An 11,763-nucleotide genomic window follows, 5' to 3' on the forward strand; every position below is an offset into this window, starting at 1 on the left:
TTAGTTAACATCACTCATGTCAGAGTTAGGGGAGTCAGCGACAGCCCCATACAGGGGCTGTGGGGAAATCAGCTGACGTCAGAGAGGGTCTTTTTCCGCCAGGTACGGGTCCGGGTAGCCCAGGCCGTGCATGATTTCGGTTTCCAAAGACTCCATTTCTTCGGCTTCATCGTCTTCGATGTGGTCATACCCTAGCAGATGAAGGCTACCGTGAACAACCATATGCGCCCAGTGCGCTTCCAGTGCCTTCTCTTGCTCAACCGCTTCCTGTTCAACGACCTGACGGCAGATGATCAAATCGCCAAGCAGCGGTAGCTCGATACCCGGTGGGGCTTCGAACGGGAATGACAGCACATTGGTGGGTTTGTCCTTACCGCGATAAGTCAGGTTTAATTCGTTGCTTTCGGCCTCGTCTACCAGGCGAATGGTCACTTCGGCCTCTTCTTGAAACTGCGGTAGCACACCTTCCAGCCAGCGCTGGAAGGTGGCCTCGTCTGGCAGACCGTTACTGTCTGCACAGGCAATCTGCAGATCCAAAATCACCTGACTCATGGTATCTCCTGCTCGGAGGCGATAGTCGCCTCGCGCTTACGTTGTTCGTTAATGGCGTCTTTGCGTTTCTGTTCGGCGGCTTCCCAGGCTTCATAGGCGATCACCACGCGGGCAACGACCGGATGTCGTACCACATCTTCGCTGTGGAAGAAGTTGAAGCTCAGCTCTTCGACGTCCGCCAGCACTTCCATCGCGTGGCGCAGGCCGGATTTTTGGTTGCGTGGCAGGTCTACCTGCGTCACGTCACCGGTAATCACCGCTTTTGAGTTGAAGCCGATACGCGTCAGGAACATCTTCATCTGTTCGATGGTGGTGTTCTGGCTTTCATCAAGGATGATAAACGCATCGTTGAGGGTACGACCGCGCATATAGGCCAGCGGCGCAACTTCAATCACATTGCGTTCAATCAGCTTTTCTACACGCTCGAAGCCCAGCATTTCAAACAGGGCGTCGTACAAAGGGCGCAGGTAAGGATCGACCTTTTGACTCAGATCCCCGGGCAGGAAGCCCAGTTTTTCACCGGCCTCGACGGCAGGACGAGTCAGCAGAATACGACGAATGTCCTGACGTTCCAGTGCATCTACCGCGGCAGCAACCGCCAGATAGGTCTTACCGGTCCCCGCAGGGCCGATGCCGAAGGTAATGTCATGATCGAGAATATTGGCGATGTACTGTGCCTGGTTCGGCGTACGCGGTTTCACCATGCCACGTTTGGTTTTAATGGTGACGGCTTTACCGTAATCCGGCACGCTGTCAGCAACCTGTTCCAGCACCCGACTTTCTTTGATAGCCAGATGAATCTGTTCCGGATCGATATCCGGAATGACACCGCGGATAGGGGAGGTGTCCACATACAGGTGGCGCAGAATATCGGCGGCGGCAACCACGCACGGGTTCTTGCCAATCAGCTTAAAACGATTGTCACGGCGGTTGATCTCAATACCCAACCGGCGTTCGAGTTGTTTGATGTTCTCATCAAACGGGCCGCACAGGCTGAGTAATCGCTTATTGTCTGCCGGCTCTAACAAAATTTCTTGTGTTGCGACGTTCAAACTATTCCTCAAGGCTCATATCGGGCCTGGTTGATTTTCGGTACGCGCATTCAGGGCAAAACCTGAGGTTCTCTACCTTGAATTATTCATGGTGCGACGCACTGGCGCAAGTTTACCCATGATCTATCTGTGCGCCGACGGCGAAATTCAAGGGCTGATAGAGGAAAAACGCGGCCTAAACAGCCGCGTAATAACGTGAGAGTAATGTCTGCGGATCAGTTCTTTTTCACGAACTCGGATTTCAGCTTCATTTGACCAAACCCATCGATCTTACAGTCGATGTTGTGGTCGCCTTCCACCAGGCGGATGTTCTTCACCTTGGTGCCAATCTTCAGCATTGAAGAGCTACCTTTGACCTTCAGATCTTTTACCACGGTCACGGCGTCGCCGTCGGCCAGCAGGTTGCCGTTGGCATCTTTAACAATCAGTGCATCGTTGTCTTCTGCTGGGGCGCTGTCGCTCCACTCGTGGGCACATTCAGGACAGATGAACATGGCGTTGTCCTGATAGGTGTATTCGGAGTTGCACTTCGGGCAGTGTGGGAGTTGCATGTTATGTCGCCTCTTTAATCAAAAAAATAAAAAAAGAAAATTGCCGGGCGCGTGGCCCGACAGAGAAATAATAAGGATAAACATTATCGTGGCGGCGGGAAGCGCGATCGCCACGTTTAGCGCCAGGTGAAAACAGCGTTAGGGTTGGTAGATGCCGACACCCAGAGCGTTTTCTTTGCGGGTACGGGCGATCACCGACTGCGGGGATTCATGTACGCGCAGATCCATCTGCTGTTCGGTACGCACCACTGCGCCACGCAGTGAGTTGGTCAAGACTTCGGTGATTTCTACATCGACGAACTGGCCGATCATGTCTGGCGTGCCTTCAAAATTCACCATGCGGTTGCATTCGGTACGACCGGCTAATTCCATCACGCTTTTGCGCGAGGTGCCTTCCACCAAAATGCGCTGTACGGTACCCAGCATGCGACGGCTGAACTGCAGGACCTGCTGATTGATGCGATCTTGCAGAATGTACAACCGCTGCTTTTTCTCTTCTTCGCTGACGTCATCAACCATATCGGCCGCGGGGGTGCCCGGACGTGACGAATAAATAAAGCTGAAGCTGGCGTCGAAGTTGATCTCGGCAATCAGGTTCATGGTCTGCTCGAAATCGGCCTGGGTTTCGCCCGGGAAGCCGATGATGAAGTCTGAGCTGAGCTGAATGTTTGGACGCGCCTTGCGCAGTTTGCGAATGATCGCTTTGTATTCCAGTGCAGTGTGCGCACGTTTCATCATGGTCAGGATGCGGTCTGAGCCACTCTGCACCGGCAGATGCAGGAAACTGACCAGCTCTGGCGTATCTTCATACACGGCGATGATGTCGTCACTGAACTCGATCGGGTGGCTGGTGGTGAAACGGATGCGATCAATACCGTCAATGGCCGCCACCAGACGTAGCAGTTCAGCGAACGAACAGATGTTGCCGTCGTAGGTGGCACCGCGGTAGGCGTTGACGTTCTGGCCAAGCAGATTCACTTCCCGCACGCCTTGCGCTGCCAACTGTGCGATTTCGAACAGCACGTCGTCGCTTGGGCGGCTGACTTCTTCGCCGCGGGTATAAGGCACTACACAGAAGGTACAGTACTTGTTGCAGCCTTCCATGATAGAGACAAAGGCCGTTGGCCCCTCAGCGCGTGGTTCCGGTAGCCGATCGAATTTTTCGATTTCCGGGAAGCTGATGTCGACCACCGGGCTGCGAGTGCCCTGCACGTGGTTGATCATTTCCGGTAGGCGGTGCAGGGTCTGCGGACCGAACACCACGTCTACGCAGGGGGCACGCGTACGGATCAATTCACCTTCCTGGGAGGCGACACAGCCGCCCACACCGATGATCAGCGCCGGGTTTTTCTCTTTCAATAATCTCCAGCGCCCCAGCATGGCGAAAACTTTCTCTTGCGCTTTTTCGCGGATCGAGCAGGTGTTCAGCAGCAGCACGTCCGCTTCTTCGGCGTTTTCGGTCCACTCGAAGCCGTGCGTGCTGTTCAACAGGTCTGCCATTTTTGATGAATCGTATTCATTCATCTGGCAGCCCCAGGTCTTTATATGTAGTTTTTTCGTCATTGACTTGCCATTACTCAGTGCGGAGCGAAAGTTGCGATACGCGACATGCAGGGTACTATTGTAAACATTTGACGCCGTTGTGACCAGCGTGGGGAAAACGGCATGCAACCTGAAGCCAAATTAAAAATCCGTTACACTGATGCCAAACGCCATGCCGGTGGGGATGGCGATAATCCACTAAGAAAATATAGCCAATATGAACACTTCTCAAAAACGGTATGACGCCGTGGTGGTCGGGGGCGGAATGGTCGGTGCTGCCGCTGCTCTGGGGCTGGCACAGGCGGGTTGGTCCGTGGCCTTGCTGGAACATCAGGCGCCGCAAGCGTTCGATGCGCAAAGTCCACCGGATCTGCGCATTTCTGCGATTGGCTGCACATCGGTGGGGTTACTCAAACAACTTGGTGCCTGGCCAGCGGTACAAGCCATGCGTACGGCACCGTATCGTCGCCTGGAAACCTGGGAGTGGGCATCTTCACGGGTGGCATTTGATGCCGTCTCGCTCGGTCTGCCTGAACTGGGTTTTATGGTGGAGAACCGCATTCTGCAACTGGCTCTGTGGCAACAATTGGAACAATGCGAAAATCTGACGCTCTGCTGCCCCGCCAGACTGCGTTCTCTGCAACGTGCCGATAACCATTGGCAAGTGACATTGGACTCTTCTGAGACGCTAGAGGCGCGTCTGGTGGTGGGGGCTGACGGTGCCAACTCACAGGTACGCAATTTGGTGGCTATTGGCACTAACGGTTGGCAGTATCGCCAGTCCTGCATGCTGATCACCGTCGATACCGGAGCACCGCAACAGGATGTGACCTGGCAGCAGTTTTTCCCTTCCGGGCCGCGTGCTTTCCTGCCGCTATATGATCAATGGGCTTCGTTGGTGTGGTACGACAGCCCACAACGCATCCGTCAGCTGCAAGCAATGCCGCCAGTGCAGTTGGAGCGGGAAATCGCAGAGGCATTTCCTGCACGTCTGGGAGCGGTAAAAGTACATGCTGCCGGCTCGTTCCCACTGGCACGTCGACATGCTCAGCGTTATGTATTGCCAGGTTTGGTATTGCTCGGTGATGCGGCCCATACCATTAATCCACTGGCTGGACAGGGCGTTAACCTGGGCTATCGCGATGTGGAAGCGTTGTTGGCCGTAGTGAGTGATGCACGGGAGCAGGGCGAGGACTGGAGCAGCGAAGCCGTGCTAATGCGTTATCAGCGTCGTCGCCGTACCGATAATCTGCTGATGCAAAGTGGTATGGATCTCTTTTATACCGCTTTTAGCAATAACTTGGCGCCGCTCAGCGTGGTTCGCAATATTGCACTGATGGCAGCTCAGCGGGCGGGCAAGCTGAAGGAGCATGCGCTGAAATACGCGTTGGGGCTGTAGTGAGGTTTTCCTGTAGGGCGCAGTAGGTTGCGCCCGCATAACACGATTTCACCAAGCGCAGAAAAGCAAAAAGCCCGCCTAAGCGGGCTTTTCTAAATGTGGCTGGGGTGCCAGGATTCGAACCTGGGTATGCTGGTATCAGAAACCAGAGCCTTACCGCTTGGCGACACCCCAATGGTGTGACAGTAAAATATGGTGGCTACGACGGGATTTGAACCTGTGACCCCATCATTATGAGTGATGTGCTCTAACCAGCTGAGCTACGTAGCCATTTGTCGATATTTTACTTTCAAAGTCAAAAGTGATGATGGCTGGGGTACCTGGATTCGAACCAGGGAATGCTGGTATCAAAAACCAGTGCCTTACCGCTTGGCGATACCCCATCAACATGTTTAACTTTTTTTAGCATCGACCATTTAAAAAATGGCTGGGGTACCTGGATTCGAACCAGGGTATGCTGGTATCAAAAACCAGTGCCTTACCGCTTGGCGATACCCCATTAGATGCCTGCAACTCGATGAATGAAATGGTGCGGGAGGCGAGACTTGAACTCGCACACCTTGCGGCGCTAGAACCTAAATCTAGTGCGTCTACCAATTTCGCCACTCCCGCAAAAAAGATGGTGGCTACGACGGGATTTGAACCTGTGACCCCATCATTATGAGTGATGTGCTCTAACCAGCTGAGCTACGTAGCCATCTTTTTTCGCGCAACCTTCATCGGCGTTGCGGGGCGCATTATGCGTATATGGCCGTTTTGCGTCAACAAGTTTTTTCCCAAAAAAGCGACCTGATGTGTTGTTTGTCTGGGTTGTGAACAGTATGGCGATAAAATCATCAATTCAGGCGATTAATGGTTGAAAACATCAACAAAAAGGCGGACCCGAAGGCCCGCCCAAGGAATAAAACGTCGGACGATTATTTGTAGGCGGCTTGGTGAACGCCGACTGCACGACCAGAAGGATCGTCCATCTTTTTGAATGACTCATCCCATTCGATGGCTTTCGCGGAAGAGCAGGCCACTGACGGGCCGCCTGGTACGCATTCGGCCGCGCTTGGCAGTGGGAACAACTCTTCAAAGATTTCGCGATACAGGTAGCCTTCTTTGGACGCAGGCGTGTTGTACGGGAAACGGAAACGTGCGGTTTCGAGCTGTTGATCGCTGATTTGCTTGGCAGCGACTTCTTTCAGCGTGTCGATCCAGCTGTAACCAACGCCGTCGGAGAACTGCTCTTTCTGGCGCCAAGCCACGCTGGCAGGCAGATAGGACTCAAAACATTCGCGCAGGATATGTTTTTCCATTTTGCCATTGCCGCACATTTTGTCTTTCGGGTTGATACGCATCGCCACGTCGAGGAATTTTTTATCCAGGAAGGGTACGCGTGCTTCTACACCCCAGGCAGACATTGCTTTATTCGCGCGAGCACAGTCAAACATATGTAGTGCCAGCAGCTTACGTACGGTTTCGTCATGGAATTCGCGTGCATCCGGCGCCTTATGGAAGTACAGGTAGCCACCGAACACTTCGTCTGCTCCCTCGCCAGACAGCACCATCTTGATACCCATCGCTTTGATCTTGCGTGACATCAGGTACATCGGGGTCGAGGCGCGAATAGTTGTCACGTCATAGGTTTCGATGTGATAAATCACGTCACGAATGGCATCCAGGCCTTCTTGCACGGTGAAATGAATTTCATGGTGCACGGTGCCCAGGTGGTTTGCTACCTCCTGCGCGGCACGCAGGTCTGGGGAGCCTTCTAAACCGACGGCGAATGAATGCAGTTGCGGCCACCAGGCTTCGCTGCGCTCTTGATCTTCCACGCGGCGTGCGGCGTATTTTTTGGTAATGGCGGAAATTACGGAAGAGTCCAGGCCGCCAGACAACAGTACGCCGTAGGGCACGTCGGACATCAGGTGACTTTTCACCGAGTCTTCCAGTGCGTTGCGCAGGGCATTGGCGTCGGTGACGTTGTCTTTGACATTGTCGTAATCGAACCAGTCACGCTGGTAATATTCGCGGATCTCGCCGTCCTGACTCCACAGATAGCTGCCTGCCGGGAATTCTTTAATGGTGCGGCAAACTGGCACCAACGCTTTCATTTCAGAGGCGACATACAGGTTGCCGAATTCATCATGGCCCATGTACAGCGGGATAATACCCAGATGGTCACGGCCAATCAGATAAGCGTCTTTTTCTGAATCATAGAGTGCGAAGGCGAACATGCCCTGTAGATCGTCGAGGAAATCGGTGCCTTTCTCTTGGTACAGCGCCAGGATCACTTCACAGTCGGAGCCGGTCTGGAACGCATAGCGATCGCTCAGTTGTTGGCGCAGCGCCTGGTGGTTGTAAATCTCACCGTTAACAGCCAGAACGTGGGTATGTGCCGCGTTGTACAGCGGTTGTGCGCCATTGTTGACGTCGACAATCGATAGGCGCTCATGCACCAGAATGGCTTTATCGCTGGCGTAAACACCGGACCAATCCGGCCCGCGGTGGCGCATGAGACGGGACAGCTCCAATGCTTTTTTACGCAGTTCAACGGGATCAGACTTCAGATCGAGCACACCGAAAATAGAACACATATACCGACTCTCCTAACGACTTTTATAGACTGTGATGTTGTTTTTGCTGTTATAGGCAGCGTGGACGGCTCATCAATGATGGCGCGCTTTTGCTGCGTTGTGTTTATGAAAATGCGTCAAAACCAACAGGGGATGCAAGCGTTTTAGCGCTGCGCTAGAAAATAGTTGTTTGGGGTAGGGTGAATATTAGCGGATGTTCGGTTAATGATGGTTAAAATTAACGATAATGCAATTTTTTGATGAATAGATGAGTTGCCGGAGAATTTTACCGGCAACTCATTGCGGACTATCAGGCAGTCAACTGCCAGAGTGTGAAGGCTGCATCCGGTGTCCATCCGGCGTTAGAAGTGTGTGCTTGCAGGCAGGTGTATTTCTTTCCTTTGTAGGTCACTAGATCACCGGTTTTGTAGCTGTGGTTGTTTTGCCATTCAGTGACACCAGGATCCGGAGGCGTGCTGCCGTCAGCCGTTTTCACGGCCAGTGCACTGCTCGGCAATGAGGTGTTGCCCTTGTTATCGGTAGTGGTGACAAAATAACTGTATTGCGTTGCCGGTGTGAGACCGCTGTCTTGCAGTGACAAACCACCGGTTTGGCCGATCGCGGTGCCATTACGATAAACCGTATATTGGCTGACCGGATTGGCGCTGTTGGCCGCCGCCCAGTTCAGCGTAAGGGATGTAGACGTTATCGCGCTGGCGTTTAACGCCGTTGGCGCATCAGGCTTTCCCGGCGGTGGTGTTACACCTCCCTGGATGAGTGCGGCATAACGTGTTTTGAATTCCCAGTTATAGGCCACACCGGCTTTGCTCTTGCCATTGTCCCAGTTAACCGACCAGGTCATCAGACCTTTGATAGACAGCCCTTTGGCATCAAGGCGTGCAAAGGCGTTATATACGGCTTGCTTATCGACCACATACCCGGTAGCGGCGGCATCATTGTTGGTTGGCAAGCCGATAACAAACTTGGACGCAGGGATTTTGGTGTAACCACGGGTGCCAGTAACCAGACTTTCCGTCAGGTAATACAGAAAATCTTCTTTCATGGCATCATTATTTTGAGTGATCCAGGCACCTTTACCACCATTGGCTTCATCGACCCAGATCCCATCACCGCCCTGATTATAATATTGTGGCGCGATAAAGTCGTAATAACCCTCGAGTGCATTAATATAATCTAGGTAAGTGCCGTTGGTACGTAAATAAGGGAATTCTGGCGCCATGCTGACAATGAAGTTTTTGCCTTCTGCTGCATAATGTGTTTTTACTTTTTTCAATGCTGCTGGTAAGACGGTCTTATTATTAGCAGCGCCAATGGCGGCTTGTTCCAGATCGATGTCCAAACCATCAAAACCGTAGGTTTCCACCAAACGGATAATTTCATTAGCAAGCCGGTCTTCGTCGCCGGTTTTCAGGTCGATGTGAGCGTCAGCACCGCCCAATGAAATTAGCACCGCACGGCCTTGGCTGTTCAGTACGCCGACCTGACGGCGGAACTCGGTATCAGATAGGTTGTAAGGCTTGAAAGTTGGGATACCTTCGCCTTTCATAAATGCCACAGCAACCACGTTATATTCAGCCGGGATGTCTGTCAGGTTCATATTGGCGAACTGACCTTGCTGGTAACCGTCACTGGCGCCTGCGGCCCAGTTATGCCAAAAGCCCATCATGATTTTCTTATTGGACATGTCTGGCATGATTGCGGCGTCATCTGCGACTTGTGCATTAATAATATTATTGGTGCTCATGGTAACCTCGTTATTTTAGGTAAGATTATTTCCACTTGCCGTCAATAGGGATTATTGGCGGGGCGTAAATATATAGTGCGGATTTTTAACGAAGATGGAGTGAAACCTTTAGCGGGCAATAATAAATTAAATTCAACGTGGGGGAATATAGCCTAAAAATAGGAATCTCCTTGATAAGACAAATTTGTAAGTTCACGGAGACATAGATAGTTGTGTGGCTGGGCGCATAAACGCAGCCTCAAGTATGACGGGTATAAGGGTGGCCGTAATGGCCACCACAGGTATTAGAAAATATTGATATCGGCAACGGAAGGGAAGATGTAGCTCGGACGGAACGGCATGGTTTCTACATCGTTCAACGTCGAAACGCCAGACAGGACCAAGACGGTTTCCAGACCCGCCTGGAAGCCCGCCAGGATATCGGTGCGCAGGTTGTCGCCAACAATCACGGTTTCTTCCGAGTGCCCCTGCATTTTGTTTAGTGCGGCACGGATGATCCACGGACTTGGTTTGCCGACGTAAAATGGTTTACGCCCGGTAATTTTCTCAATCGGCGCACAGAGTGCACCACAGGCTGGTACGAAGCCATGCCCATGAGTATCCGGGTTAGTGGCAATGAAGCGTGCGCCATTATTCACGAAGTAGGCGGCTTTGTGCATCATGTCCCAGTTATAGGAGCGAGTTTCACCGACGATCACAAAGTCTGGGTTGATATCGGTAATGGTGAAGCCGGCTTTATACAGTTCGTGGATCAGTGCACCTTCACCGACCACGTAGGCTTTTTTGCCTTCCTGACGGCGCAGAAAGTCGGCGGTAGCCATGGCTGAGGTATAAAAAGCGCTCTCTGGGACGTCAAGCCCGGCAGCGGAGAAGCGGTTCGCCAGATCTTGCGCGGTCTGTGACGGATAGTTCGTCAGAACGACCAGTGGCATACCTTGTTCCTGAATACGCGCCAGGAAAAGATCGGCACCGGGGACCGGCGTGTTGTCATGCAGCAGCACGCCGTCGATATCACATATAACGTTTTTGATTGTCATTGTTGCTGTTTCTCATGATTTGCGGCAGGCAAAACGCGAAGATAGCACACCTGCCTGAAGCGACGGATCAGCTTTCCAGCAATCGCTGCAATAGCACGCCGTTGAGCATCGCCCGCTTGGCCAGGGCGAAAGCGCCGATCGCCGAGCGATGATTGAGTTCGGAGGTGACCACCGGCAGATTCTTGCGGAAGTCCTTCAGCACCTGAGTGTTAATGCAGCTTTGGATTGCCGGCAACAGCACTTTTTCCGCCTCGGTGATTTCACCGGCGATCACCACTTTCTGTGGATTAAACAGATTGATGGCAATAGCGACGGCTTTACCGAGATAACGACCGACGTGCTCAATCACTTCGCTGGCCAGCAGATCACCGCGGTTAGCGGCTTTGCAAATGGCGGCGATGCTACAGTCGTCGAGCGTCAGCTTGCTTGGGTAACCTTGGGTCAACAATTGGCGTACGCGGTGTTCAATTGCGGCGTTCGCGGCAACGGTTTCCAGGCAACCGAAGTTACCACAGTGGCAGCGTTCGCCCAGCGGGTCGATCTGAATGTGACCAATTTCACCGACATTGCCGTTGTTGCCCAGGAAAATCTGGCCGTTGACGATAATGCCGGCACCGGTACCACGGTGCAGACGCACCAAAATAGAGTCTTCACAGTCGCGGGTGGCACCAAAGTAATGCTCAGCTAATGCCAGGCTGCGAATGTCATGGCCGACGAAACTGGTGACATTAAACCGTTGTTGCAGGTTGTCGACCAGCGCCCAGTTGTTGACGCTGATGTGCGGCATATAGCGCACCACGCCTAGCGCAGGATCAACCAAGCCAGGCAGGATCACTGCAATGGCAATTAACTCGCGCAGCTTGCGTTGGTAGCTTTCGATAAACTGTGAAATGGCGATGAACAACGCATTTTCCAGTGTCTCCTGGGTACGCTCCGGCAACGGGTAGTGTTCTTCACCAAGCGATTTCCCGCTCATGTCGTACAGGGTGATGGTGGCATCATGACGACCAAGGCGCACAGCCACGGTATGGAAATGCCGGGTTTCGGAGACAATGGAAATGGCGCGGCGACCGCCGGTGGAGGCTTGCTGATCGACTTCTTTGATCAGCCCGCGCTCCAACAGCTGGCGAGTAATTTTAGTGACGCTGGCGGGCGCTAGCTGGCTCAGTTCGGCTATTTGAATGCGCGAGATCGGACCTTGTTGGTCGATCAGACGGTAAACCGCCGCGCCGTTGAGTTGCTTGACTAAGTCAACGTTCCCTATCTGTGCCTGTCCGCCAGTACTCATCAATAATTTTACTCGC

At 52.8% G+C, this 11,763-nt stretch carries 9 protein-coding genes and 6 tRNA genes; 1 reads left to right on the plus strand and 14 read right to left on the minus strand.

What is annotated here, in order from left to right:
- Positions 1-78: 78 nt before the first annotated feature.
- From ybeY to miaB, 4 genes are all read right to left on the minus strand, one after another.
- A complete protein-coding gene (ybeY, locus tag SGBXF1_RS05745; protein WP_020825630.1) occupies positions 79-552 on the minus strand; it encodes an rRNA maturation RNase YbeY in 474 nt (157 codons plus the stop codon).
- The gene (locus tag SGBXF1_RS05750; RefSeq protein ID WP_037418034.1) at positions 549-1,604 is read right to left on the minus strand and encodes a PhoH family protein; all 1,056 of its coding nucleotides are present in this window, start codon (positions 1,602-1,604) and stop codon (positions 549-551) included. Before SGBXF1_RS05750 ends, ybeY begins: the two co-directional genes overlap by 4 nt.
- Before the next feature lie 215 nt (positions 1,605-1,819).
- A complete protein-coding gene (locus SGBXF1_RS05755) occupies positions 1,820-2,155 on the minus strand; it encodes a zinc ribbon domain-containing protein YjdM (protein WP_037418037.1) in 336 nt (111 codons plus the stop codon).
- Between the two features lie 138 nt (positions 2,156-2,293).
- Entirely contained in the window at positions 2,294-3,718 is a 1,425-nt protein-coding gene (gene miaB, locus SGBXF1_RS05760; RefSeq protein WP_037418039.1) for a tRNA (N6-isopentenyl adenosine(37)-C2)-methylthiotransferase MiaB, read from the minus strand.
- Positions 3,719-3,914: 196 nt separating this feature from the next.
- Between miaB and ubiF the strand changes: the two genes are divergently transcribed.
- A complete protein-coding gene (gene ubiF / locus SGBXF1_RS05765; protein ID WP_037418041.1) occupies positions 3,915-5,096 on the plus strand; it encodes a 3-demethoxyubiquinol 3-hydroxylase in 1,182 nt (393 codons plus the stop codon).
- Between the two features lie 99 nt (positions 5,097-5,195).
- Here the strand turns inward: ubiF and SGBXF1_RS05770 are convergent.
- The 10 genes from SGBXF1_RS05770 to nagC all read right to left on the minus strand — a co-directional run bounded on the left by SGBXF1_RS05770 (position 5,196) and on the right by nagC (position 11,747).
- Positions 5,196-5,270: transfer RNA gene (locus SGBXF1_RS05770), tRNA-Gln, on the minus strand.
- Between the two features lie 19 nt (positions 5,271-5,289).
- Positions 5,290-5,366: transfer RNA gene (locus SGBXF1_RS05775), tRNA-Met, on the minus strand.
- A gap of 38 nt (positions 5,367-5,404) precedes the next feature.
- A tRNA-Gln gene (locus tag SGBXF1_RS05780) sits at positions 5,405-5,479 on the minus strand.
- A 41-nt stretch (positions 5,480-5,520) separates the two neighbouring features.
- A tRNA-Gln gene (locus tag SGBXF1_RS05785) sits at positions 5,521-5,595 on the minus strand.
- A 28-nt stretch (positions 5,596-5,623) separates the two neighbouring features.
- A tRNA-Leu gene (locus SGBXF1_RS05790) sits at positions 5,624-5,708 on the minus strand.
- 8 nt (positions 5,709-5,716) lie between these two features.
- Positions 5,717-5,793, minus strand: a tRNA-Met gene (locus SGBXF1_RS05795).
- A 220-nt stretch (positions 5,794-6,013) separates the two neighbouring features.
- A complete protein-coding gene (gene asnB / locus SGBXF1_RS05800) occupies positions 6,014-7,678 on the minus strand; it encodes an asparagine synthase B (RefSeq protein WP_130379563.1) in 1,665 nt (554 codons plus the stop codon).
- A 289-nt stretch (positions 7,679-7,967) separates the two neighbouring features.
- On the minus strand, positions 7,968-9,422 hold the full coding sequence (gene chiC, locus SGBXF1_RS05805; RefSeq protein ID WP_186427961.1) for a chitinase ChiC: 1,455 nt from the start codon (positions 9,420-9,422) through the stop codon (positions 7,968-7,970).
- Between the two features lie 284 nt (positions 9,423-9,706).
- Positions 9,707-10,459, minus strand: coding sequence for an HAD-IIA family hydrolase (locus SGBXF1_RS05810; RefSeq protein ID WP_037418050.1), 753 nt, complete (start codon positions 10,457-10,459; stop codon positions 9,707-9,709).
- A gap of 67 nt (positions 10,460-10,526) precedes the next feature.
- On the minus strand, positions 10,527-11,747 hold the full coding sequence (gene nagC, locus SGBXF1_RS05815) for a DNA-binding transcriptional regulator NagC (protein ID WP_037418052.1): 1,221 nt from the start codon (positions 11,745-11,747) through the stop codon (positions 10,527-10,529).
- Positions 11,748-11,763 lie beyond the last annotated feature (16 nt).

The sequence above is a fragment of the Serratia grimesii genome (assembly GCF_900186025.1).
GTDB lineage: Bacteria > Pseudomonadota > Gammaproteobacteria > Enterobacterales > Enterobacteriaceae > Serratia > Serratia grimesii.